Source organism: Variovorax sp. V116, from assembly GCF_041154435.1.
Classification (GTDB): Bacteria; Pseudomonadota; Gammaproteobacteria; order Burkholderiales; family Burkholderiaceae_C; genus Variovorax; species Variovorax paradoxus.
On sequence record NZ_AP028661.1, the window covers coordinates 3,813,256 to 3,839,752 of the forward strand.

6 protein-coding genes (1 of these 6 cut by a window edge) are annotated in these 26,497 nt (G+C 70.8%); 1 reads left to right on the forward strand and 5 read right to left on the reverse strand.

Annotation, left to right across the window (positions count from 1 at the left end; translation table 11 throughout):
* A complete protein-coding gene (locus ACAM58_RS18180; protein WP_369663201.1) occupies nt 1-2,172 on the forward strand; it encodes a TonB-dependent siderophore receptor in 2,172 nt (723 codons plus the stop codon).
* Here the strand turns inward: ACAM58_RS18180 and ACAM58_RS18185 are convergent.
* The 5 genes in view from ACAM58_RS18185 to ACAM58_RS18205 are tightly spaced (each overlapping or abutting the next) and all read right to left on the reverse strand, a layout consistent with a single transcriptional unit that may run on beyond the window.
* Entirely contained in the window at nt 2,160-6,236 is a 4,077-nt protein-coding gene (locus tag ACAM58_RS18185) for an amino acid adenylation domain-containing protein (RefSeq protein WP_369663202.1), read from the reverse strand. The two genes, ACAM58_RS18180 and ACAM58_RS18185, sit on opposite strands and share 13 nt — an antisense overlap.
* Nucleotides 6,233-14,113 carry an amino acid adenylation domain-containing protein gene (locus ACAM58_RS18190; RefSeq protein WP_369663203.1) on the reverse strand — a complete coding sequence of 2,627 codons (7,881 nt, stop codon included), beginning with the start codon at nt 14,111-14,113 and terminating at the stop codon, nt 6,233-6,235. The genes ACAM58_RS18185 and ACAM58_RS18190 overlap by 4 nt, the downstream gene beginning before the upstream one ends.
* The gene (locus tag ACAM58_RS18195) at nt 14,113-17,445 is read right to left on the reverse strand and encodes an amino acid adenylation domain-containing protein (protein ID WP_369663204.1); all 3,333 of its coding nucleotides are present in this window, start codon (nt 17,443-17,445) and stop codon (nt 14,113-14,115) included. The genes ACAM58_RS18190 and ACAM58_RS18195 overlap by 1 nt, the downstream gene beginning before the upstream one ends.
* On the reverse strand, nt 17,442-22,004 hold the full coding sequence (locus tag ACAM58_RS18200) for a beta-ketoacyl synthase N-terminal-like domain-containing protein (protein ID WP_369663205.1): 4,563 nt from the start codon (nt 22,002-22,004) through the stop codon (nt 17,442-17,444). Before ACAM58_RS18200 ends, ACAM58_RS18195 begins: the two co-directional genes overlap by 4 nt.
* Nucleotides 22,004-26,497, reverse strand: the 3' portion of a protein-coding gene (locus tag ACAM58_RS18205) for an amino acid adenylation domain-containing protein (RefSeq protein WP_369663206.1). The gene runs 834 nt beyond the window's last position; only the last 4,494 of its 5,328 coding nucleotides appear in the window; its start codon lies off the right edge, out of view; its stop codon occupies nt 22,004-22,006. The genes ACAM58_RS18200 and ACAM58_RS18205 overlap by 1 nt, the downstream gene beginning before the upstream one ends.

A 26,497-nucleotide genomic window follows, 5' to 3' on the forward strand; every position in this document is an offset into this window, starting at 1 on the left:
ATGCGTCCCCTGCCCCGACCCCGCCTGCTGAGCGCCGCGCTTGCCTCGGCCTTCGGAACCGCCTGCACCCTGTGGGCGGCCCCCGCCTTCTCGCAGGACAGCAGCAACCTGCCGGCGGTGACCGTCACGGCCGATACGGAAGCGTCGGCCAAGGGCCATGTGAACGGCTACGTGGCCAAGCGCAGCGCCACCGGCACCAAGACCGACACCCCGATCCTGGAAACCCCGCAGTCGATCTCGGTGGTCACGGCCGACCGCGTGGCCGCCATCGGCGCCACCACCGTGAAGGACGCGCTGGGCTACACCCCCGGCGTCACCACCACCGTCTTCGGCGCCGACTCGCGCTACGACTGGATCTCGATCCGCGGCTTCGACGGCTACGCGCCGGGCTTCTACCTGGACGGCATGCCCCTGCGCAACAACGGCAACTGGGGCGTCTGGCAGATCGAGCCCTATGGCATGGAGCGCATCGAAGTGCTGCGCGGACCGGCCTCGGTGCTCTACGGCCAGGCCAGCCCCGGCGGCGTGGTCAACGTCGTGAGCAAGCGCCCCACCACCGAGCCGCTGCGCGAAGTGCAGCTGCAACTGGGCAGCAACAACCGCACCCAGGTCGCCGCCGACTTCTCCGGCCCCATCGATGCCGAAGGCAAGCTCAGCTACCGCCTGACGGCCGTGGGCCGCGACAGCAAGCTGCCGGCCGCCAGCATGGACGACGACCGCTTCTACATCGCGCCCTCGCTCACCTGGCGCCCCTCGGCGGACACCACGCTCACGCTGCTGTCGCACTTCAACCGCGTGCGCGGCGGCGTGTACACGCGCGGGCGCCCGACGGTCGGCTCGCTGGTCCCCACGCGTTTCGGCAACTACATTCCCGACTCGCTCTTCGTGGGCGACCCCAACTTCAACCACTTCGACGTGGACCAGTGGATGGTCGGCTACGAGTTCGAGCACCGCTTCAACGACACCTTCACCGCGCGCCAGAACCTGCGCTACGGCCGGCTCGACGTCGACTACGGTGCCGTGCAGGGCCGCGCGATCGTGCCGCTCAACAGCAACGCCGCCGACCCGCGCAACTACCAGATGCTGCGCCGGAGCATCTCGGGCAGCCGCGAGAGCGTCTCGACCTTCACGCTGGACAACCAGCTCGAAGCCAACTTCGTCTCGGGCGACTGGAAGCACAAGGTGCTGATCGGCCTGGACCACCAGCGCACCGGCATCGAGCAGGCCAGCTACAGCGGCGGCAGTGCGCCGAGCATCAACATCTACGCGCCCGTGTACGGCGGTCCGTTCTTCGTGCCCGCGCCCTATGTGGACGCCAACACCCGCCTGACGCAGACCGGCCTGTACATCCAGGACCAGATCAAGTGGGGCGAGCGTTGGAGCCTCACGCTGGGCGGCCGCTACGACCGCGCCTCCACGGTCATCCACAGCAACCTGGACGGCACGCGCAGCGACATCCCCGAGCACAAGTTCACCAAGCGCGGCGGCCTGGTCTACACCTTCCCGAGCGGCTGGGCGCCCTACCTGAGCTACTCCGAATCGTTCTCGCCCTCGGCGCGCCTGAACCCGGACACCCAGAGCCCGTTCAAGCCCGAGACCGGCCGCCAGTACGAAGCCGGCGTGCGCTACCAGCCCGTGGGCACCACGGACAGCTACAGCGCCGCCCTCTTCGACCTGCGCCGCCAGAACTACATCACGGCCGACGCCAACTTCCGCCCGCGCCAGACCGGCGAGGTGCTGGTGCGCGGCCTGGAGCTCGAGGCGGCCTTCCAGCCCGTCAAGCGCATGAACGTGACGGTGTCCTACGCCTACACGCCCAAGGTCGAGATCACGGCCAGCAGCACGCCGAGCGAAATCGGCACGCCGCTGCTCGCGGTGTCCAAGCACCGCGCCGCGCTCTGGGCGGACTACCGCTTCGACAACGGCATCAAGGTCGGCCTGGGCGCGCGCTTCACCGGCTCGAACCGCGGCGACCTGAACAAGGCGCCGGTCCAGGTGCCTTCGTACACCGTGTTCGACGCGATGATCGGCTATGACATCGATCGCTGGAGCCTTGCGCTGAACGTGCGCAACCTGGCCGACAAGACCTACTTCGCGAACTGCGACCAGTACGGCAACTGCTACTACGGCGACCAGCGCAAGGTCACGGCCACGGCCACCTACCGCTGGTAGGCCGCGGACTGGGCCGGCTGCACGGCGCCATGCGCCGCATCGGCCCCGCGCAGCAGCGCCTTCAGCGACGCGCACAGCGCGGGGTGGCGAACGATGTCCAGGTGATCGGCCTGCGGCAGCACTTCGGCCGACACCACCGGCGCATGGTCGGCCCAGTTGCGCAGCGTCTCCTCGCGGCGCAGCGAGCTGTCCGCGAGGAACACATGCAGCGGCAGCGGCGACCGCGCGCAGGTGTAGCGCGCGGCCTGCACGCGCTTGTCGATCGTCGCCCACAGCAGGTACTCGGCCGCCTCGTCCTCGGTGCCGTCGAGCGGCAGCGGCTGCGCCGGGTTCAGCACCTGCTCGGCCACCCAGGCAAGCTCCTCGCCGTCCATGCGGGCGAACAGCGCCTTCCAGTGAGCGGCCATTTCCGAGCGGCCCAGCCACTGCGCGAGCACCTCGTCGGCCTGGGCGCGCCGGGCGGCGTCGAGCGGCGCCGAGGCGCGCAGCGGCGCGGTCTCGAACACGTCCAGCATGCCGGTGAACACGATCTCGATGCGTCCCTGCAATTGCCGCGCAAGCTCGAAGGCCAGGTCGCCACCCGACGACCAGCCCAGCAGCGCGCAGCGCCCCTCGGTGGCCGTGGCGAGGATGAAACTCGCGTACTCCGCGGCCAGCGCCTGCAGGTCGAAACCGCGCCAGCGCTTGCGCGTGTAGACGTGGCTCACGAAGCCGTACACCACGCGCTCGCCCTGCAGCGCCTCTGCGAGCGGCAGGAACTCGCGCGTGTTCACGATGAGGCCCGGCAGGCAGAACAGCGGCACGCCGGTGCCGCTCGCACTCAGGCAGACGGCATCGTGCGAACCCTCGAACTTCTGCCGCAGCCGCTCGGCGAGGCTGCCGAGGCTGCTGGCCTGCATCACATCCGGCAGGCTCAGCTGGCCGCCGCCGGGCAGCTGCTTGCGGATGCGCGCCACCAGCTTCAGGCTCAGGATGGAATCGCCGCCCAGCGCGAAGAAGTTGTCGCCGCGCGCAATGCGGTCCACGCCGAGCACCTGGCTCCAGATGCGGGCCAGCGCCTCTTCGGTCGGGCCCTGCGGGGCGTCGAAATGGCGCGCAGGCTCGGGCTGCGCCGGGCGCGGCAGCGCCTTGCGATCGATCTTGCCGTTGGCCGTGAGCGGCAGCGCGTCGAGCAGCACGATGCGCTCGGGCACCATCCACGCCGGCAGGCTGTCCGCCAACGCGTGCCGGAGCTCTTCCACATCGAGCGAAGTGCCCGGCCTGGCGACCACGTAGGCGCGCAGCACCGCGCTCTCCTGCGCGCCCTGCTCCGCGACGACCACGGCATCGGCCACGCCATCGAGCTCGCGGATGCGGCCCGCCACTTCGCCCGGCTCGACGCGGTAGCCGCGAATCTTCACCTGGTCATCGCTGCGGCCGAGAAACTCCAGCGTGCCGTCGCTGCGCTGGCGCACGCGGTCGCCCGCACGGTAGATGCGCTGCCCGTCGCCGAAGGGCGAGGCAACGAAGCGATCGGCGCAAAGACCGGCGCGCGAAAGATAGCCGCGCGCCACGCCGGCACCCCCGATGTAGAGCTCGCCCGCCATGCCGGGCTGCACGGGCTGCAATGCGTCGTCGAGCACCCAGGCGTCCATGTTCGCGATCGGCTTGCCCAGGGGCAGGTTGCCGGTATCGCCAGCCTGCGCCGGCGCGGCATGCGTCAGCATGCCGACCGCGGTCTCGGTCGGCCCATAGTGGTTGAAGATGCGCAGGTCCGGCCGCAGCGCGCGAATGGCCTGCAGCGTTGCCGCGTCCGTCGCCTCGCCGCCCAGCACGAGCGCGTGCGACGGCAGCACCGCGGCCGCGCGCTGCGCGTTCAGCAGGCCCTTCAGGTGGCTGGGCACGATCTTCAGCACGCCGGCGCGCGTCTTCGCCATGCTGTCCGCAAACGCATCGGGATCGAAGGCCGCCTCGCTCGAGACGAGGTGCAGCGCACCACCCGAGCACAGCGCACCGAACAACGAGGTATGGCCAAGATCCGCCGCGACGGTGGACACCATCGCGAAACTCTCGCCCTCGGGCAGCGCCAGCCGCGCGAGCACGCCCTGCACATAGTTGGCCAACGCGCCGTGGTGAACGACCACGCCCTTCGGCCGGCCGGTCGACCCGGAGGTGTAGATCAGGTAGGCCGCCTGCGCGGGGTGCACCGCACGCGCGCGATGCGGCATGAAGCCGCCCGGCACGTCGAAGCCCACCTGCATGCATGGCAATGCTGCCTGCCGTGGCTTCCCGCCGGACACCAGCACCAGCGCGGCGCCGCAATCGGCCAGCAGCTCGTCGATGCGCTGCTGCGGTAGCGCCGCGTCGATGGGCACGTAGGCGCCGCCGGCCTTCAGCACCGACAGCACCGCCAGCACGAACTCGGGCGTGCGCTCCATGCAGACGGCCACGCGCTGCTCGGCACCAATGCCGCGGCTTTCGAGCTCGGCCGCCCAGTGGCCGGCCGCGCGCGACAGTTCATCGAAGCTGTGCGCGCGGTCGCCGAAAGTGAGCGCCGTCGCGCCGCCGCGCCTTGCGGCCGCCTGGTCGAACAGGGCCAGCACGTTGTCGGCAGGCCAGGATGCGCGTTCGCCGCGCAGGCTCGAATCGCCGGACAGTTGCGTTGCGGCCAACGCGCGCGCCGGATCGGCCGCGACCTGCGCAGCCAGGCTGCACAGCGCATCGGCCAGCCGCTCGATGGTCGCGTGGTCGAAGATGTCCGCGGCATACGCGAGAACAAAGGACAGCGCGCTGCCGGTGTCGACCAGGTCGAAGCTCAGGTCGAAGTGCACTTCGTCCACGCCGATGCCGTGCGCGGCAGCGGCCGGATCCGCGGGCACCGCCCCCGCCGCCTGCTGCGTGGACTTGATCTGGAACAGCGGATGCAAGCCCGGCATGCGCTCCAGCGCCAGCGCCTCGACGAGCATGTCCAGCGGCAGGTCCTGGTGGCTCTTGGCTTCGAGCACGCGTTCGCGCACCTGCGACAGCAGCGCGACGAAGCCGGCCGCGGGGTCCACCTTCATGCGCAGCACCAGCACGTTGGTGAAGTGGCCCACCAGGGCGGCCAGCTCGGAGCGGTCGCGCGTGGTCGACGGCGAGCCGATGCACACATCGCGCTCGCCGCAGTAGCGGTAGACCAAGAGGCCGAGCAGCGCGATCGCCACCATGTACGGCGATGCGGCGTGCTTGCGCGCCAGCTCCTTCAGTCGCTGCGACACATCGGGCGGCAGCGCGAAGTTGATCTGGCCGCCGCGCGCATCGCGCGCCTTCTGGCGCGGGCGGTCCAGCGGCAGCGGCGTGCTTTGCGGCGCATCCCGCAGCTGTTCGCGCCAATACGCGGTTTGCCTTTCGAGTTCGCCGGCTTCGAGCCACTGGCGTTGCCACACGGCGTAGTCGGCGTATTGCAGGGCCGGTGCCGCAGGCTGTGTGTTTCCGGCGGGCGCCGCGAGCAGCGCCTGCAGTTCGCCGACGAGCAGCGCCACCGATTGGCCGTCGGCCGCGATGTGATGCACCGCGAGAAAGAGCTCGGGCGCGCCATCGGCAAAGACGTTCAGTTCACCGCGAAAGACAGGTCCGTGCTCCAGGTCGAAGGGCCGCGCGCCAAACTCGGTGGCGGCAGCCGCCAGCTCGCGCTCGCTGTCCGCGCGCGAGCCAGCCCATTCGCGCACCGCCCAGCCGAAGCGATGCGCGGGGTCGATGTGCTGCAGCGGCTGCCCTTCGGCGCCGGCCGGGTAGGTGGTGCAGAGCACCTCGTGCCGCGCCACCAGCTGGGCGAGGCAGGCCTGCACCTGCTGCGGCGTGCACGGCAGGGGCAGCGCCAGCCGCCCCGACAGGTTGTATGCCGGCGACTGCGGCGCGCGCTGCCACACCAGCCACAGCGCGCGCTGCGCATAGGCCATCGGCACCGGTGCCGCGGGGTCGCGCGGCACGATGGGCAGCGTCTCGAAGCCCACGCCGCTCGCGCGCAGCTTCTCCAGAAACACGCGCTGCCTGGCCGCGGGCAAGGCAGCGAAGCGGCGCGAGAGCGCGGTCATTTCCAGGCTCATAGGTCTTCCATCTCCAGTTCGCCCAGCAGGGCGTCGATATGGCCGATGCCGCGGTCTTCGGAGACCGTGGCGCCGTCCGGCAGTTCAGCGGCCGCGGCCGAGACGGCGGCGGCGAATGCCATCAGCGAGGGTTGCTCGAACACCGTGCGCAGCGGCAGCTCGATGCCGAAGCGCCGCCTGGCACCCGACACCAGTTGCACCGCCAGCAGCGAATGGCCGCCGAGCTCGAAGAAGTTGTCGTGGCGCCCGACGCGCTCCACGCCCAGCACCTCGGACCAGATCGTCGCGAGCGCGGTCTCGACCTCGCCCTGCGGCTCGGCAAAGTCCGTTGCGCTGGCCAGCTCCGGATCGGGCAGCGCCCTGCGGTCGACCTTGCCGTTCGCGTTGAGCGGCACCGCGTCGAGCGGCACGATGGCCGAGGGCACCATGTAGTCGGGCAGGTGCTGCGAGAGCCGCTCGCGCAGCACCGCAACGTCCAGCTCATGGCCGGCCCGCGGCGACACATACGCGACGAGCCGCGCACCCGCCGGCCCGTCCTTGGCCAGGACCACTGCTTCGCGCACCTCGGGCTGCGCCTGCAGCCGGGCTTCGATCTCGCCAAGTTCGATGCGAAAGCCCCGGATCTTCACCTGGTGGTCGATGCGCCCCAGGTAATCGAGCTGCCCGTCGGCACGCCAGCGCACCAGGTCGCCGGTGCGGTACAGCCGGCTGCCCGGCTCGCCGAAGGGCGCGGCGATGAAGCGTTCCGAGCTCAGGCCGGCGCGGTTGAGATAGCCGCGCGCCAGGCCTGCGCCGGACACGTGGAGCTCGCCCGCCACGCCCACGGGCAGCGGGTTGAGGTCGCCGTCCAGCACCCACAGGCCGAGGTCCGGGATGCACACGCCCACGGGGCTGCGCTTCTCGTCGAGGTCGGCCCGCACGATGGGCCGGTAGGTGACGTGCACCGTCGTCTCGGTGATGCCGTACATGTTGACCAGCTGCGGCTGCGCATCGCCGAAGCGATCGATCCAGGGCCGCAGGCTCTCCGGCTCCAGCGCCTCGCCGCCGAAGATCACGCAACGCAGCGCAAGGCGTTCGCCGCCGTCCAGCGCCGGGCTGTGGATCAGCTGGCGGAAGGCCGACGGCGTCTGGTTCAGCACGGTCACGCGCTGTGCGCGCAGCAACGCCAAGAAGTCGTCGGGCGAGCGGCTCACCCAATACGGCACGATCACCAGCCTGCCGCCGGTGCACAGCGCACCGAAGATTTCCCACACCGAGAAGTCGAAGGCGTAGGAATGGAAATTCGTCCACACGTCCTGCGCGCCGAAGCGGAACCAGCCGTCGGTCGCGCCCAGCAGGCGCGCCACGTTGCGGTGCGTGAGCTGCGTGCCCTTGGGGCGGCCGGTCGAGCCCGAGGTGTAGATCACGTAGACGAGGTGGTCGGCGTGTACCGTCACCTCGGGTGCGTGCGCCGGCTCGCCGCGCAGGTCGAGCGTGTCGAGCGCCAGCACCTGCAGGGCATCGCCCAGCGGGAGCTTCGCCTTCACATGGCTTTGCGTGAGCAGCAGGCCGATCGCGCTGTCCTCGATCATGTAGGCCAGGCGGTCGGCGGGGTACTCGGGGTCCAGCGGCACATAGGCGCCGCCGGCCTTCAGGATGGCGAGCAGGCCCACCACCATCTCGATGGAGCGCTCGACCGCGATGCCGACCTTCACCTCGGGCCCCACGCCTAGCGCGACCAGCCGGTGCGCCAGGCGGTTGGCATGGGCGTCGAGCTCGCCGTAGCCGAGCGCCTCGTCGCCGAGCACGAGCGCGGTGGCTTGGGGGTTCGCCCTGGCCTGGCGCTCGATCCAGCGGTGCACGGGCTCGGCGTCGTTGTGCGTATTGCGCATGGCCTCGCCCGGCGGCGGCAGCTTGTCCGCGAGCCCCACATCCCCGAGCCGCGCATCGGGCGCGTGGGCCAGCAGGCCGAGCAGCCTGTCCATGTGCGCGGCCAATGCATGCACCGCCGCTTCGTCGAACTGGCTGCGCGCGTGGCTGTAGCCCAGCACCAGCGTGTCGCCCTGGTGTACGGAAAGGGTCAGCGGATAGTTGGTTTCCTCGCGGTTGCGCACCTCGCCGAAGCGCAGGCCGCCGGGTGCCTGCTGCTTCAGTGCCTGGTCGAGCGGATAGTTCTCGAACACCACCAGGCTGTCGAACAGGTCCTGCCCGCCCTGCCCGGCCCAGCGCTGCACTTCGTACAGCGGCGTGTGCTCGTGGTCCTGCGCCGCGAGGTTGCGCGCCTGCAGCGCGCGCAGCCAATCGCCCACGCGTTGCTCCGGCTGCAGCGTGGCGATCACCGGCAGCGTGTTGATGAACAGGCCCAGCATCTGCTGCGCGCCGGGAAGATCCACCGGCCGGCCCGCCACCGTGGCACCGAAGCTCACGCTGCGCTGCCCCGTGTGGCGCGCCAGCAGCAGCGCCCACGCGGCCTGCACCAGCGTGTTGAGGGTCACGCGTTCGCGCCGGGCCGCTTTGAGCAGCGCGCGCGTGCGCGGCGCGTCGATCTCGTGGCGGTGCATGCCGTGCCCGCCCTGTTCGGCCGCGGGCTTGGGCAAGGTGTTGGCCAGCCAGGTGGGGCCGTCGAGGCGGGCGAGTTCCTGGCGCCAGTGGCGCTCGTCGGCGGCGCCGTCGCGCCCTTGCAGCCACGCGATGTAGTCGGCATAGCGGCCGCCGGGGGCCGCGGGTGCTTCGCCCGCGTAGTGCCGCAGCACCTCGCCCATGAGCTGCGACGTGCTCCAGCCGTCGAGCAGCAGGTGGTGCATGGTCCAGACGAAGTGGTACCGGTCATCGCGAACGCGCACCAGCACCAGCCGCATCAGCGGCGGCTGCGCAAGGTCGAAACCCTGCGCAAGCTGCTCGCCGGCCAGTGCGTCCAGGGCCTCGGGCGCGTCGGCGCGCCCCCGCCAGTCGTGTTCGGCCAGCGGCACCTCGACCTGCCTTGCCACCCATTGCCACGCAGCTTCGCCCTGGACGAATCCGGTGCGCAGCACCTCGTGCCGCTCGAGCACCGCGCGCCAGGCCGCCTTGAAGCGCTCGGCATCGAGCCCGTCGATGTCCACGCGCAACTGGTTCAGGTAGGCGCTGCCGCCGGGCGCGAGCAGGCTGTGGAACAGCATGCCGGCCTGCATCGGCGAGAGCGGGTACAGGTCCGCGAGGTTCGCCACCGGCAATGCCAGCGCATCGAGCTGCGGCTGGCCGATGGCGGCCAGCGGAAAGTCAGCCGGCGTCACCCCTTCGGCACCGCTTGTGCAATGCCGCACCAGCGCTTCGAGTTCCTCGCGGAAGCGCTGCATCCAGCCCTCGACCGCGTCGCGGTCGTGGCGTGCGCGGCTGTAGCTTGCGCGCAGCGAAAGCTCGCCGCCGTAGACCTGGCCGTTGATCGAGAACTCGTGCGTGAGCGGCGCGCCGCCATCCACCGGCGCGCCGCTGGGCTCCTGCGCAAGGCTCCATTGCGCCTGCGCATCGGCACCGCTGTTGTCGAACTGGCCGAGGTAGTTGAAGACCACCTGCGCCCTGGGCAGTGCGCGCAGCGCCTCGCGCTGCGCGGCATCGCCCAGGTGCTTGAAGACACCATGCCCCACGCCCTTGCGCGGAACGCGGCGCAGGTCTTCTTTCACGCGCTTGAGTGCCTCGCCTTGCGCGCCGAGCGGATCGAGTGCCACCGGGAACAGCGTGGTGAACCAGCCGACGGTGCGCGACAGGTCGATGTGCGCGAACAGGTCTTCGCGGCCATGGCCTTCCAGATCGACCAGCACCCTGCCGTGCCCGCTCCATGCGCACAGCGCGCGGCCCAGCGCCGTCAGCAACAGGTCGTTGGCCTGTGTGCGGTAGGCCGCGGGCGCATCCTTCAGGAAGGCCTCCGTGGTGGCCTGGTCAAGCCGCAGCTCGACGCTCTCCTGGTCGGCCGCGGTGTTCGATCCATGCGGACGCGCGCATGGCAGCGCGGCCGGCACATCGGCCAGCGACTGCCAGTGGGCGAGTTCGTCGCCATGGGCCTTCGCATAGCCCTGCAATGCGACGGACCAGTCCTTGCAGCTGCTGCTGGTAGCAGGCAGCGCGACAGGCTGGCCCGCAAGGCTCTGCCAGTAGGCGGCCTGCAGGTCTTCGAGCAGGATGCGCCACGACACGCCATCGACCACCAGGTGGTGAACGACGAGCAGCAGCCGCGAGTCGCCGTCCGGCAGCTCGATGGCGAGCGCGCGGACCAGCGGGCCGTGCGCAAGATCCAGGCTGCGCTGCGCCTCTTCGCACAGCGGCGCCACCTGCGCGGCATCCGTCGCGTGCCGCACCCACACCAGCTCCGCGGACTGGTCTTCGGGCACGCTCTCGACGGCCTCATAGGTTTGGTGCCACAGCCCGCCGGCGTCCTGCCGGTAGCGCAGGCGCAGGCTGTCGTGCTGCTGCACCACTGCGCGCAGCGCCTGCCTGAAGGCCGGCAATTGCAGCGGCTCGCGGTTCTTCAGCAGCAATGCCTGGTTCCAGTGCGCCCGCACCGGCATGTCCATCTCGAAGAATTCATGCTGGAACGGCAGCAGCGGCGCCTCGCCCTGCACGTCGCCCACCGCGGCACGCAACGCATCGGCCGGCATTGCAACAGCCGCGAGCTGCGCCACCGTCTGCCGCTCGAAGATCTGCCTGGGCGCGACCTTCCAGCCCGCCAGCCGCAGGCGCGCCACGATCTGCAGGCTCAGGATCGAATCGCCGCCGAGCTCGAAGAAGTTGTCGCCCCGGCCCACGCGCGAGAGACCCAGCACATCGGTCCATACCGCCGCAATGGCTTCTTCGGCCGCGCCCTGCGGTGGCTCGAAAGCCTTGCCGTGTTCGGCGGCCGGCTCCGGCAGCGCCTTGCGATCGACCTTGCCGCTCGGGGCGAGCGGCAGCGCATCGACCACCACCAGCGTGCCCGGCACCATGTAGTCGGGCAGCGCGCGGGCGAGCCGCTCCTTCAGCTCGGCCGCATCGACAAGGCGGCCGGCTTGCGGCGACACATAGCCCACCAGCCGCGCACCGCCCGGCCCGGGCCTTGCGACCACCACCGCTTCGCGCACTTCGGGCTGGGCCAGCAGCTGCGCCTCGATCTCGCCAAGCTCGATGCGAAAGCCCCGGATCTTCACCTGGTGGTCGATGCGCCCCAGGTATTCGAGCTGCCCGTCGTCGCGCCATCGCACCCAGTCGCCGGTGCGGTAGAGACGCCCGCCTCCGGCATCGAAGGGGTCCGCCACGAAGCGCTCGGCCGTGAGCGGCGCGCGATGCAGGTAGCCGCGCGCCAGGCCCTCGCCGCCGAGGTACAGCTCGCCGGCTACGCTGCGCGGCACCGGGTTCAGGTCCGCATCGAGCACGTAGGCGCTGCGGTTGCCCACGGGCCGGCCGATGGGCGCATAGCCCTCGGAGAACGCCGCGGTGTTTGCAACCTTCCAAAGCATCGGCGTGACGACCGCCTCGGTCGGGCCGTAGCCGTTGATCAGCAGCGCGGGCTTCAGGTGCCGGCACACGGCGTCGAAGCCTTCGCGCGACATCGCCTCGCCGCCGAAGGAGTACAGGTGCACCGGCGGGCAGCGGCCGGTGTCGCGCGCCCAGTTGGCCAGCTGCCGCAGGTAGGCCGGCGGGAAGCCGGCGTTGGTCACGCCGTGGCGCTGCATGGCGTCGAGCGTCTGCTCGGCGGTCCAGAGCGAGGCATCGCGCAACAGCAGCGAGGCGCCGCAGCACAGCGCGGTGAAAAGCCGCTCGTGCGCCCCGTCGAACGAGAACGACAGGAAGTGCAGCTCGCGCGACCGAGGTCCCATCTCGTAGAGCACCGCGGTCTCGACGCAGTGCGCGGCGAACTGGCCGTGCGACACCATCACGCCCTTCGGCATGCCGGTCGAGCCCGAGGTGTAGATGACGTAGGCGAGGTTGTCCGCATGCACGGGCACATGAGGCGCGTCGTCGGGCTCGCCGGCCAAGTCGGCGGTGTCCAGCTGCAGCACGCGCAGGCCGTCCCGCAGCGGCAGGCCGGCCATCACATGGCTCTGCGTGAGGAGCAGCGCAATGCCGCTGTCCTCCACCATGTAGGCCAGGCGGTCCGCGGGGTACTCCGGGTCGAGCGGCGCATAGGCGCCGCCGGCCTTCAGGACGCCGAGCAGGCCGACCACGATATCGAACGAGCGCTCCACCGCGATGCCGACGCGCGTCTCGGGCTTCACGCCCATCGCGATCAATCGATGAGCCAGGCGATTGGCGGCCCGGTCGAGTTCGCCGTAGCTCATCACCTCGTCGCCGAAGAGCAGCGCGGGCGCATCCGGGTTGGCCTTCGCGTGCCGGGCCATCAGGCGATGCACGGGCTCGGTGCTGCGACCACCGGAGTCGTTCACGCCCCATGCCGCGAGCCGCTCCTTCTCGCCCGCGGTGAGCAGGTCGATGTCTCCCACCGCCTGTTCGGGCCGTTCGGCAAGTGCGCGCAGCACGCCCAGGTAGTGCGCGGCCATGCGGGCGATGCTCTCGGCGTCGAACAGTTCCTGCGCCACATGGAAACTCGCTTGAACGCAGCCTTGCGCGTCTTCGATGGTGCTCAGGGTCAGCTCGAACTGGGCCGTCTGCGTGCCGATCTCGTAGTCCTGCAGCGTGAGGCCGGGCAGCTTGGCGAGCGCGGCCTGGTCGCGGCGCTGGTGGTTGAACATCACCTGGAACAGCGGCGCGGTGCCCAGGCTGCGTTCGGGCTGCAGGGCCTCGACCAGCTGTTCGAACGGCAGGTCCTGGTGGGCCTGCGCGCCGAGTGCCGCCTCGCGCGTGTTCTGCAGCGCCTGCCGCAGGCTGGTGCGGCTGCCCAGCACGTTGCGCAGCACCTGCGTGTTGACGAAGAAGCCGATGACGCGCTCCGACTCCACCCGGTGGCGGTTGGCCACGGGCACGCCGACGCGGATGTCCTGCTGCGCGGTGTAGCGGTGCAGCAGCACCTGCAGCGCGGTGAGCAGCACCATGAAGAGCGTGCAGCCCTCGGCCTGCGCGCGCCGGTGCAGCGCATCGACGACGGACTGGGGCAGCGCCATCTCGTGGCGGGCGACGCGGTACTTGCCGTCGCCGCGCCGCGCGTGGTCCGTGGGCAGCTGCAGCACCGGGTGCTCGGCGCCCAGCTGGGCCTTCCAGTAGTCGAGCTGGCGCTCCTTCTCGCCCGCTTCGAGCCAGTGGCGCTGCCACAGCGCGTAGTCGGCGTACTGGATCGGCAGGGGCGCGAGCCGCGGCGTTTGCCCGGCGGCGCGCGCGTGGTATTGCGCGGCGAATTCGTCGACCAGGACCTGCATCGACCAGCCGTCCGACACGATGTGATGCATCACGACGACCAGCAGGTGCTCGCCTTCGGCCAGGCGGATGAGCGCCACGCGCAGCAGCGGCCCGGCCGTGAGATCGAACGGTGTTTCGGCAAGGCGAACGGCCGCCTCCCACGCGCGGGCCTCGCGCACTTCGGCATCGATGTCCGAGAGATCGGTGAACGGAATCTCCAGCGCCATGCGCTCGCGAACCAGTTGCTCGACATGCCCTTCGGCATCGGCCTGGAACACCGTGCGCAGCGACTCATGGCGTTCGAGCAGGGCGTCGAAGCTGGCCTGCAGCGCTTCGCGGTCGAGCAGGCCCCTGAGCTTCAGCCCGCCCGAGATGTGGTAGGCCGAACTGCCGGGCTCCAGCTGCCACAGGAACCATTGGCGCAGCTGCGCATACGAGGCGGGGCACCGCGCCTGCGCCGCCGTATCGCGCGCAAGGATCGGGAACTGCCCGATGGCCAGGCCCTCCGCGCGGATCTTCTGGTAGACCGCGCGGCGCTGCGCCGGATCGAGGCCCGAGAAGCGCTTGCCGATGTGAAGGTGGGTTGCCGTGATTTCCATCAAGCGATCTCCAGACTGTCGATGAAGGAATCAATGTCCGAAAGGGATTGGGCGACGGGCTTTCTGGCCGCCGCCGCGGCAACGAGGCCCGCCATGGCGGCGAGCACCGGGTGCTGGAAGACGTCCTTCACCGAGAGCTCCGCGTGCATCGCGCCCTGCACGCGGGCCACCACCTGCACCGACATCAGCGAATGGCCGCCGAGCTCGAAGAAGTTGTCGTGGCGGCCGACGCGCGCCACGCCGAGCACTTCGGCCCAGATCGCGGCGAGCGCTTCTTCCACCTTGCCCTGCGGTGCTTCGTAGACGCGCGCGCTCGCCAGCTCGGGCGGCGGCAGCGCCTTGCGGTCCACCTTGCCGTTCGGGTTGAGCGGCAAGCTGTCCAGCGCGACGACGAGCGCCGGCACCATGTAGTCCGGCAGCACGCGGCCGAGGCGTTCGCGCAGCTGCGCGGCATCGACGGCCCGGCCCGCCTGCGGCGAGACATACGCCACGAGCTGCGCACCCGCCGGCCCCTGGCTCGCGGCGACGACGGCCTCGCGCACTTCGGGCTGCGCGAGCAGTTGGGCCTCGATCTCGCCGAGTTCGATTCGAAAACCGCGGATCTTCACCTGGTGGTCGATGCGCCCCAGGTAGTCGAGCTGCCCTTCGCTGTTCCATCGCACGAGGTCGCCCGTGCGGTAGAGGCGCGCGCCCTCGGCCATGCCGAAGGGGTTCGCCACGAAGCGCTCGGCGGTGAGCCCCGCGCGCTCCACATAGCCGCGCGCAAGCCCGATGCCGCCCAGGTAGAGCTCGCCCGCCACACCGGGCGCGACGAGGTTCAGGTCGGCATCGAGCACGAAGGCCTGCGTGCCGGCAATGGGCCGGCCGATCGGCACCTGGGTGCGGCCGTCGCGGCGGCAGGTCCAGTGCGTGACGTCGATGGCCGCCTCGGTGGGGCCGTAGAGGTTGTGCAGCGCCGCTTGCGGCAGCCGCTGGAAGACGCCCAGTTGCGCCTCGGCTGGCAATGCCTCGCCGCTGCAGACGATCTGCCGCAGGCTGGTGCAGGCCTCGATGCCATCGTGCGCCAGGAAGGCCTGCAGCATCGAGGGCACGAAGTGCAGCGTGCTCACGCCGTGGCGCTGGATCAAATGTGCAAGGCGTGCGGGCTCGCGGTGATCACCGGGCACCGCCACGGCCAGCCGCGCACCGGCCATGAGCGGCCAGAAGAATTCCCACACCGACACGTCGAAGCTGAACGGCGTTTTCTGCAGCACGGTGTCCGCGCCATCGATGGGGTAGGCCGCCTGCATCCACGCCAGCCGGTTGTGCAATGCGGCGTGCCGGTTGGCCGCGCCCTTGGGGCGGCCGGTCGAGCCCGAGGTGTAGATCACATAGGCGAGGTTTTCGCCGCTGAGTGCGACCACGGGGTCGGTCTGCGCCATGCCCTCGAGATCCAGCGTGTCGAGCGCGAGCGCCGCGACGCCGGCCGGCAGCGCAAGGCGATCGGCCAGGCTGCTGTGCGTGAGCACGAGGCCGAGCTTGCTGTCTTCGACCATGTAGGCGATGCGCTCGGCCGGATACTCGGGATCCAGCGGCACGTAGGCGCCGCCGGCCTTCAGGACCGCGAGCAGGCCGGCCACCAGTTCCAGGCTGCGCTCCAGCGCAACGCCCACCTTGACCTCGGGGCCCACGCCCTCGGCGATCAACCGGTGCGCGAGCCGGTTGGCGCGGCGGTTGAGTTCGCCGTAGCTGAGCGATGCATCGCCGAAGAGCACCGCGACCGCATCCGGATGCCGGGCCGCCTGCTGTTCGATGAGGCGGTGCACCGGCATGGCGTCGCCGTGGCTGTGCGTGTTGACGCTCCACTGGCCAAGCTGCGCTTTTTCTTCGGGGCCCAGCAGGTCGAGTTCATTCAGCGTCGATGCGGGCCGCGCGGCCAATGCTTCGAGTACGCGGCCGTAGTGGCCTGCAAGCCGCTCCACGGTCTGCGGCTCGAACAGCTCGGCCGCATAGCGGAAGTTGGCCTGGATGCCGCCGTCCGCGCGCTCGATGGTTTCCAGCGTGAGCTCGAACGGTGCGGCGCGCTGGGCGAGGTCGATCCGGCGCACGCGCAGTCCGGGCCAGCCCTGCAACGGCCGGTCGCCCTGGCCAAGATGGTTGAACATCACCTGGAACAGCGGCGAGCCCGCATGCCCGCGCTCGGGCCGCAGGGCCTGCACCAGCCGCTCGAACGGCAGGTCCTGGTGCGCCTGTCCCTCGAGCGACACATCACGCACCTGCAGCAGCAGGTCGGCCAGGCGCATCTGCCCGTGCATGCGCGCATCGAGCACCACGGTGTTGATGAAGGCGCCGATGACGCCCGAGGTCTCCGGCCGGCCGCGCCCCGCCACCGGCACGCCGACGCGGATCGCCTGCTGCCCGGTGTGGCGGAACAGCAGGGCATGGAACGCAGTGAGCAAGGCCATGAACAGCGTGCCGCCCTGCTCGCGGGATTGGCGCTTCAGCGCCTCGACGAGCGCTGCCGGCACATCCAGCGTGTGCTGCGCCGCGCTGTAGTCCGCGTCGGCGGAGCGCGGCCGGTCGGTGGCGAGCGCGAGCACCGGGTGGCTGTCGCCGAGCCGGCCGCGCCAGTAGGCGAGCTGGCGCTCGCCTTCGCCGTCGTCCAGCCACTTGCGCTGCCAGCGGGCGAAGTCGACATAGCGGATCTCCGGCTGCGGCAGCGATGCCGGCAAGCCTTGAACGCGCATCGCATAAAGCTGCGCCAGCTCGTCGAGCATCAGCTCGACCGACCAGGCATCGGAAACGATGTGATGCATCATCAGGAGCAACTGGTGCTCGCCGTCCGCCATCTTCAACAGCGTGCCGCGCAGCAAGGGGCCTGCCCTCAGGTCGAAGGGTGTGCGGCAGGCGTCCGCCACCACCTCGGCATGGCGCGATTCACGCGCCGCTGCGTCGAGCGCGGCCAGGTCGATGAAGGGAATCCCGATCTCGACCGCCGCCTGGACGCACTGCTCGGGCAACCCACCCTCCCCCGGCCGGAAGACGGTGCGCAGCGCCTCGTGCCGCGCCACGAGCGCCTGCATGGCTTCCCGCAAGGCAGCGATGTCGAGCGGCCCCGAGAAGCCGAGCCCGCCGCCGACGTGATAGGCGGTGTTGCCCGGGTTCAACTGCCACAGGAACCATTGCCCTTGCTGCGCGAAGGACACGGGCGCAGCGCCATCGTCCTGGCCGCGCACGATCGCCGCGCGCGCCGGCGCCGGGGCCGCGTCGCGCTTCAGGCGCTGCTGCAGCAGGCTCAGTTGCGCGGGCGTCAGCCGGGCGCGTCGTTCGGAAAGATTCGGTGTCTCGCTCATGGTGCGCTGTCTTCGGTGGTTTCTGCGGTTTCGGCTTCGCGTTCGATGTCCTCGATCAGGCGCAGCTCGACCAGGGTCGCCAGCTCGGCGACGGTCGGTGCCTTGAAGAACGCGGCGGGATGCAGCTCCACGCCGTAGGCCTTGCGCACGCGGGCCAGCAGGCGGATGGCGAGCAGCGAATCGCCGCCCAGCTCGAACAGGTTGTCGTGCACGCCCACGGGGACGATGCCCAGCGCATCGCTCCAGAAGCCGGCAAGCGCTTCTTCCAGTTCGCCTTCGGGGGCGGCATACGGCGTCTGCAGCACGGGGCGCGAATGGCCGGTGCGCACCTCGGCCGCGGGCGCGTCGTCGAGCGAATCGAACAGGTCGTCGAGCGGCCTGAGGCGCGGCGCCAGCGGCGAGACGGACACGATGGTCTGCGGCAGGTCGGGGCCGTTGGCAATGCGCTCGAAAGCGAGCACGCCGGTGCGTTCGTCCAGGCCCACGCCCTCGGGCAGGTCCATGTCGAGCGCCACGCCAACGTCGCGCCACGCATCCCAGTTGACCGAGAACAGCGGCAGCGGCGAGCTGCGGCGGCTGGCCGTGGCCAGTGCGTCCAGGTAGGCGTTGGCGGCGGCGTAGTCGCTGCGGCCGAGGCCGCCGATGAGCACCGAGATCGACGAGCAGAACAGCACGAAGTCCAGCGGCTCGGCACGCAGCGCATCGAGCAGCGCGAGCGTGCCCGCGACCTTGGGCCCGAAGGCCGCTTCGACCAGCGCCGGCGTGCGCTGGGCGATCATGCCGCGGTCGGGGTGCACGACGGCATGCACCACGCCGTGGACTGCACCGAAGCGCGCATGCACGGCGGCGAGGGCCGCGCGCAGTTGCGCGGCATCGTTGACGTCGGCCGCCACCGGCAGCACCTGGGCGCCGCTCGCTTCGAGATCGATCAGCTGCTGCAGCTTGCGCCGCAGCGCCACGGGCTGGCCGGCGTCCGCAACGAGGCGCTCCCAATCGCTGCGCCCGGGCAGCGGCGTACGGCCGAGCAGCACGAGCTTCGCTTTCCAGGTGCGGCTCAGGTAGCGCGCCATCGCAAGGCCGACGCCACCCATGCCGCCGGTGATGAGGTAGACGCCGCCTTCGCGCAGGCGCTGCCTTGCGGCGGGCGCGGGCACATCGGGCAGCGGCGCATAGCGCTTCCGCCAGCGATGCGGCCCGCGGTAGGCCACCAGGAATTCGTCCGGTGGCGCTGCCGCCTCGTCGGCCACGCGGCGCGCGAGCTCGGCCTCGGCTGCGCTCTCGGGTGCGGGCAGCACCACATCCACGACGCGGCAGCCGATCGATGGGTACTCCTGGCCCAGGATCTTCGCGAGGCCGAGCAGCGTGGCCTTCTCGGGTGCGAGCGGCTCGGTGCCGGCAACGTCTTCGACGCGATCGGTGACGACGGTGAGTGCGAGGGGCCCGCGGCCCGCTGCGCCCGCTGCATCGAGCGCGTGCGCGAGTGCGAGCAGGCTGAAGTAGCCGGCCTCGAAGACTTGCGCGTGCGATGCCGCGGGCCGGTCGCCGTCCAGGCTCCACAGGTGATGCAGGCGCAGCACCGGCCCGGCTTCGGCTTCGACCTCGCGCAGCAGCGCTTCGTGGTCGGAGCGCTCGCCCGCGCGCAGGGCGTACTGGGCCGGCGCGGTGCGGGCAAAGCGCGGTCCGCGCAAGGCCAGCACCACTTTTTCGCCGCGCTCGCGCAGGGTGCGCGCGAGCCGGTCGGTGAAGCTGTTCGCATCGCCGAGCACCAGCGTGCAACCTGCGCGCTCGCCCTGCTTTTGAGCGGGCGGAAGCGGTGCGCTGCGCTCCCAGCGGGGCGCGTAGAAGAGGTTCGGCGTCGTGCTCTTCGCAGGCTGCGCGGTCTCGCCCGCCTCGATCCAGAAGCGCTTGCGCTGGAAGGCATAGGTGGGCAGCGGCACGCGGCGCCGGCTTGCGCCTTCCGCACGGCAGGCCGCCCAGTCGATGTCGACGCCCGCGGTCCACAGTCCCGCCACGGCAACGGCCAGCTGCTGCGCGTTGCGCGCCGTTTGCTGCGGGTGCGCCTGGCTCGCCCAGATGCCCGCGGCCTCGCGGCTTTGCGAATGCTGGCGCGCGAGGCCCGCGAGCGTTTCGCCGGGGCCGACCTCGAGCAGCACGCGGCCCGACGCGGCGAAGATCTCGCGCAGGCCCTCGGCAAAGCGCACGGTGCCGCGCAGGTGGCGGCCCCAGTACGCCGGGCTGGTTGCCTCTGCTTCGGTGATCGGCCGGCCCGTCGCGTTCGACAGGAAGGGAATGCGCGGCGCATGGCGCGGCAGCGAGGCGATCAGCTGCTCCAGCTCGGCCACGATGGGATCGACCAGGCTCGAATGCGAGGCGATGGCCACATGCAGGCGGCGCGGCAGTTGCTGGCGCGCGCGCAGCGCTTCTTCGGCGCGCTCGATGGCGTCCAACGGGCCGGCCAGCACGCAGAGCTGCTCGCCGTTCACCGCGGCCAGGTCGCAGCCGTCGCGAAGGAATTCGGCCAGCGCCGATTCGGGCAGCGACACCGCCGTCATCGCGCCCGCCGCGAGCGTCTGCATCAGGCGGCCGCGCGCGGCCACGATGTGCAGCGCGTCTTCGAGCGAGAACACGCCCGACAGGCAGGCCGCCACGTATTCGCCGAGGCTGTGGCCGAGCATCAGCGCGGGCTGCACGCCGCAGCTCATCCACCAGCGCGCCATCGCGTACTCGACGGCGAACAGCGCGGGCTGCGCGTATGCCATGCGGAACAGCCGCTCGTTCGCCGCAGCTTCGTCGCCGTCGGCCGGGAACACCAGCGCGAGCAGGTCGATGCCGCAGCCGGCCCTCAGCAGTGCGGCGCAGCGGTCGAGCTCCTCGCGGAACACGGCGCTGCGCTGATAGAGCGCCTCGCCCATGCGTGCATGCTGCGTGCCGCCGCCGGGGAAGAGGAACACCACCTCGGGCGCGGCGGCGGGCACGCGCGTCGACGGGGCCATGGGCGAAGCCAGCATCTCGGAGGCCATCGCCGGCTGGTTGGCCACCACGGCACTGCGCCAGGCGAAGGGGCGGCGTCCGCTTTGCAGCGTCTGGGCCACATCGCCCAGCGCCAGCTCCGGATGGGCCTGCAGATGCGCCGCGAGTTGCAAGCGGCCCTGCGCCAGCGCGGCTTCGTCCTTTGCCGACACGGGCAGCACCTGCCAGCCGGAAGCAGGCTGTGCCGCGGCAACGGCCGGCGCCTCTTCGAGCACCACGTGCACGTTGGTGCCGCCGATGCCGAACGAGCTCACGCCTGCGCGGCGCGGCGCCTTGCCTTCGGGCCACGGACGCAATTGCGCATTGACGTAGAAGGGGCTGGAGGCGAAATCGATCTGCGGGTTCGGGCTCTCGTAGTGCAGGCTGGGCGGCAGCATGCGGTGCTTGAGCGCCATCACCGTCTTGATGAGCCCGGCCACGCCGGCCGCGGCATCCAGGTGGCCGATGTTGGTCTTCACCGAACCCACGGCGCAGAAGCCGCGGCGTTCGGTCTCGGCGCGAAAGGCCTGCGTGAGCGCGGCGAGTTCGATCGGGTCGCCGAGCGTGGTCGCGGTGCCGTGGGCCTCGATGTAGCCGATGGTGTCCGCGGGCACGCCCGCGATGAGCTGGGCCGCGCGGATCACCTCGGCCTGGCCGTCGACGCTGGGCGCTGTGAAGCCGACCTTGGCGGCGCCGTCGTTGTTGGCCGCGCTGCCCTTGATGACTGCATGGATGGTGTCGCCGTCGCGCAGGGCGTCGTCCAGCCGCTTGAGCACCACGATGCCCGCGCCGCTGCCGATGATGGTGCCGGCCGCCTTCGCGTCGAAGGCGCGGCAGTGTCCATCGGGCGAGAGGATGGCGCCGGCCTGGTAGCGATAGCCGCCTTCCTGCAGCAGGTTGAGCCACACGCCGCCGGCCAGGGCCATGTCGCAGTCGTGGCTCAACAGCGCCTGGCAGGCCGTGTGGACCGCGGTGAGCGACGTGGAGCAGGCGGTCTGCACCGTCACCGCGGGACCGCGCAGATCGAGCTTGTACGACACGCGGGTGCACAGCGAGCCGCCCGAGTTGCCGCTCATGAGGCCCAGCAGGTCGGCGATGCCGCTCGCCGCGCCAAGGCCGAACGACGGCAGCAGGTTGCGGATGAGGTACACGTTGGCGCCCTCGCCCGCATACACGCCGACCTTGCCCGGCCAGCGTGCGGCATCGCAGCCCGCGTGCTCCAGCGAGGCCCAGGCGCATTCCAGGAAGATGCGCTGCTGCGGGTCGAGCGTTTCGGCCTCGCGCGGCGAGTAGCCGAAGAAGCCGGCATCGAACTTGTCGAAGCCCTCGAATATCACGCCGGCCTTCACATAGTCGGGATCGTCCAGCAGCGACTGCGGCACGCCTTGCGCGCGCAGCTGCTCGTCGGTGAAGCGGGAGACCGAGGCCACGCCGTCCCGGATGTTGCGCCAGAAGGCGTCCACGTCGCCCGCGCCGGGAAAGCGCCCGGCCATGCCGACGATGGCGATCTCGATGCCGCTCGGCTCGGAGGATTCGAAGGGGTGGGACATCAGTTGACTCTCTCTGCCGCTTTGCGGCGTTGAAGCATGGCGGCGCGCTGGCGCAGCGCCCGGTCGTCGCTCGCCGTGGCCTCGCTGGCCGATGCGGCGGCACGTGCGGGCGCCTGCTCCAGCCACTGGACCAGCGATTGGACGGTGGGGTACTTGAAGAGATTGACCACCGGGATGGCGGTGTGCAGCCGGTCTTCCAGCAGCCGGTGTGCGCGGATCAGCAGCAGCGAGTGGCCACCCAGGTCGAAGAAGTTGTCGTGCAGGCCGACCCGCGCGACCTGCAGCACCTCGGACCACACCGCGGCCACCGTCTGCGCAACATGGCCCTGCGGCGCCTCGTAGGCCTGGCCGCCGGCAAGGGCCGGCTCGGGCAGTGCCTTGCGGTCCACCTTGCCGTTGGCGTTCAGCGGCAGTGCATCGAGCAGCTCGAAGGCGCGCGGGACCATGTAGTCGGGCAGCACCTGTGCGAGCCGCTCTTTCAGCGCCCCGGTGTCGATGGCCTCGCCCGCATGCGGCGCGAGGTAGGCGACGAGCCGCGCACCGGCCAGGCCGTCCCTGGCCACCACGACGGCTTCGCGCACGGCGGGCTGTGCCAGCAGCTCGGCCTCGATCTCGCCGAGCTCGATGCGAAAGCCCCGGATCTTCACCTGGTGGTCGATGCGGCCCAGGTACTCCAGTTGCCCTTCGCCGTTCCAGCGCACGAGGTCGCCGGTGCGGTAGAGCCGCCCGCCGCCAGCGCTGTCGAACGGGTCGGCCACGAAGCGCTCGGCGCTCAGGCCGGCACGCTTCAGGTAGCCACGCGCAAGGCTGACGCCGCCCAGGTACAGCTCACCCGCCACGCCCTGCGGCACGAGGTTGAGTTCGGCATCCAGGACGTGGGTGCTGGTGTGGCTGATCGGCTTGCCGATGGGCACCTGGCTCTGGCCATCGTTGCGGCAGGCCCAGTGCGTGACGTGGATGGTGGTCTCGGTGGGGCCGTAGAGGTTCTGCAGGCCCGCGCCGTGCAGGCGCTCGAGCGTTTCCTTCTGCGTCTCGGCCGGCATTGCCTCGCCGCCGCAGATGATGTGGCGCAGGCGCGTACTGGCCTCGATGCCCTTGTGCGCGAGAAAGGCCTGCAGCATCGAGGGCACGAAGTTGAGCGTGGTGACCTGGTGGCGCTGGATCAGCTCGACCAGGCGCGCCGGGTCGCGGTGATCGCCGGGGTTGGCCAGCACCAGCCGCGCGCCCGAGCTCATCGGCCAGAACAGCTCCCACACCGACACGTCGAAGCCGAAGGGCGCCTTGTGCAGCACGGTGTCGGCATGCGTGAGCTTGTAGATGCCCTGCATCCACGCCATGCAGCTGTGCAGCGCGCTGTGGCGGATGGCCGCGCCCTTGGGCTTGCCGGTCGAGCCCGATGTGTAGATCACGTAGGCGAGGTTCTCAATGTGCAGGCCGATCTGCGGATCGCTCTCGGGCTCGGCGCTGAAATCGGCCGCATCGACTTCGAGCACCGTGAGCGCGCGGCGGTCGGGCACGCAGTTGGCCACGCAATAGGCCACGCTGCGCTGCGTGAGCAGCAGGCCGATGCCGCTGTCCTGCACCATGTAGGCCAGGCGCTCGGCAGGGTATTCGGGGTCGAGCGGCACATAGGCGCCGCCCGCCTTCAGCACGCCCAGGATGGCGACCACCATCTCGACGGAGCGCTCCATCGCGATGCCCACGAGCACCTCGGGCTTCACGCCCAGCGCGATCAGCCGGTGCGCCAGGCGGTTGGCGCGGCGGTTCAGTTCCGCAAAGCCGAGCGACTCGTCGGCGAACAGCAGCGCAGTGGCATCGGGCTGCATGCGGGCCTGCCGCTCGATCATGCGATGCACGGGCTCGGGCTGCGGCTCGCGATGCCCATTCACGCCCCACTGCGCGAGCCGGGCCCGCTCCGGCGCGCCGAGCAGTTCGATGTCGCCGATGGGTTGATGAGGACGATCGACCAGCGCCTGCAGGATCGCGACATAGTGGCCGGCCATGCGCGCCATGGTGTCGGGCTCGTACAGCTCGGCCGCGTAGATCAGGGCGAGCGAGAGCTGGCCGCCCGGCCGCTCGCGCGCTTCGAGCGTGAGCTCGAACTGCGCCGCGAGATCGGGCAGCGCATGGTCTTGCGCGGCGATGCCGGGCAGCTGGCCGAGCGAGCGGTAGTCCTCGAACAGGTGGTTGAACATCACCTGGAACAGCGGCGTGCGGCTCAGGCTGCGCTCGGGCTGCAGCATCTGCACGAGTTGCTCGAAGGGCACATCCTGGTGCGCCTGTGCGCCCAGCACCGCGTCCCGCGCCTGCGCCAGCACCCGCGATGCACCGAGGCGGCCATCGATCGGGTTGCGCAGCACCAGCGTGTTGACGAACAGGCCGACCACGCCTTCGGCTTCCACGCGGTTGCGGTTGGCAAACGGTGCGCCGATGCGGATGTCTTCCTGGCCCGTGTAGCGGTGCAGCAGCGCCTGGAAGCCGGCCAACAGCACCATGAAGAGCGTGGCGCTACCGCCGTCCGCGGCCTTGCGCAGCTGCGCGAGCAGGCTCGCCGGAAGCTCGAAGGCGTGGCGCGCGGCGCTGTAGCCGGCTTGCGGCTTGCGCGGGTGGTCGGTGCGCAGGTCGAGCACGGTGTGCGTGTCGCCGAGCTGCGTGCGCCACCAGGCCAGCTGCCGCTCGCCCTCGCCCGCCGCCAGCCACTCGCGCTGCCACAGCGCATGGTCGGCGTACTGGATGCGCGGCGCGGGCATGCGCACGGTATCGCCCTTCAGCTGCGCGGCGTAGCCTGCGGCCAGTTCGTCGATCAGCAACTGCATCGAGGCACCGTCGGACACGATGTGATGCATCACCACGGCAAGCACATGCACCTCGTTGGCGGTGCGGATCAGCGCGGCGCGCAGCAGCGGGCCCTGCGTGAGGTCGAAGGGCTCGGCCTTGAGACGCCGCGTGGCTTCGTCCAATCGGGCATCGGCTTCGGCTTCGGCGCCGCGCAGGTCGACCAGCGCCAGCGGCACGGAGCCGCCCGGCCTGATCCACTGCTCCACGCTGCCATCGGCACCGGCGCTGAAGACCGTGCGCAGCGATTCGTGGCGCGCCACCAGATCGTCGAGCGCTGCTTGCAGGGCATCGACCCGCAACGCGCCGGCCAGGCGCAGCGCGCCGCTCACGTGGTAGGCCGCGCTCTCGGGATCGATCTGCCAGAGGAACCACTGGCGCTCCTGCGCGTGCGAGAGCGGCAATGGCAACAGCCGGCGCTCCGCGGAGAGCACGGCAATGGGCGCGAGCTGCGGGCGCACGCCCTGCCGCTGCAGTTCGCGGATGGCCGACGCGCAGTCGCGAAGGCGCGGTTGCTCGAAGAGCCTGCGCGCGGGAAAGTCGATCTGCCAGCGCGCGCCGATGCGCGCGGCCGCCTGCGTGGCGGTGAGGGAGCTGCCGCCGCGGTTGAAGAAGTGGGCATCGCGGCCAAGCGGGCGGTCGTCGCCGTACTTGCACACATCGCGCCAGATGGCGGCGACGGCCTGCTCGACTTCGTCGAGCGGTGCCTCGGCAACGGCTTCGCCCGGGCCTCCGCGCACGAAGGCGCCATGCTGGTAGACGGCATACGCATCGGCGCTGCCCTCGAGCCAGCCCGCGCGGCAGGCACTGCGCTGCAGCTTGCCGCTGGTGGTCTTGGGCATGCCGCCGGGGTTGAGCAGCAGCACGGCCGACAGCGTCTCTCCGAACACTTCGCTCACGGCGGCGCCCAGCGCATCGACCAGCACCGCGGCCGGCACCAGCTTCTGCATGCTGCGCGACACCTCGGCGGCCACGCCGATGCCTTCGCCGCCCGGCCCCGGCGTGGCGAAGACCGCGACGCGGCCCTTGCGCACCGCATCGACCTCGGCCTCGATGAGCCGTTCGATGTCCTGCGGGTAGATGTTGTGGCCGCGGACGATGATCAGGTCCTTGATGCGGCCGGTGACGTAGAGCTGGCCCTCGTGCATGAAGCCGAGGTCGCCTGTGCGCAGCCAGCGCTGGCCGTCCCGCTCGACGAAGGTCTCGCGGGTTTCGCGCTCCTTGCCCCAGTAGCCGTGGCCGATGCTCGGACCGCAGGTCCAGATCTCGCCGATCTTTCCGGGGGCCGCGGCCGATAGCGATTCGGCATCGACGATCTCGATGCGATGGCCGGGCGCGACGTTGCCGCAGCCGACCAGCGCCGCGCCCTCGTCCGCAGGCGTTCCCGTGCCGCTGGCGAGGCCGGTGGCGGAAAACGTGGGCGCGACCAGGCCGCCACCCCGGCGGCCGCCGGTGACGAAGAGCGTCGCCTCGGCAAGGCCGTAGCAGGGATAGACGGCTGCCGCATCGAAACCCGCGGATGCGAAGCGCGAGATGAATTCGATCTCAGTGTCGGCGCGCACGGGTTCGGCGCCGGTGTAGGCCACGCGCCAGCTCGACAGGTCGAGCTGGGCCAGCTGCGCATCCTTCACGCGTTCCAGGCACAGGCGGTAGGCGAA

Bases quoted from the DNA above. Each gene is read 5' to 3' on its own strand.
- ACAM58_RS18180 (WP_369663201.1), top strand. From the start codon at position 1: ATGCGTCCCCTGCCCCGACCCCGCCTGCTGAGCGCCGCGCTTGCCTCG.
- ACAM58_RS18185 (WP_369663202.1), bottom strand. From the start codon at position 6,236: ATGAGCCTGGAAATGACCGCGCTCTCGCGCCGCTTCGCTGCCTTGCCC.
- ACAM58_RS18190 (WP_369663203.1), bottom strand. From the start codon at position 14,113: ATGGAAATCACGGCAACCCACCTTCACATCGGCAAGCGCTTCTCGGGC.
- ACAM58_RS18195 (WP_369663204.1), bottom strand. From the start codon at position 17,445: ATGAGCGAGACACCGAATCTTTCCGAACGACGCGCCCGGCTGACGCCC.
- ACAM58_RS18200 (WP_369663205.1), bottom strand. From the start codon at position 22,004: ATGTCCCACCCCTTCGAATCCTCCGAGCCGAGCGGCATCGAGATCGCC.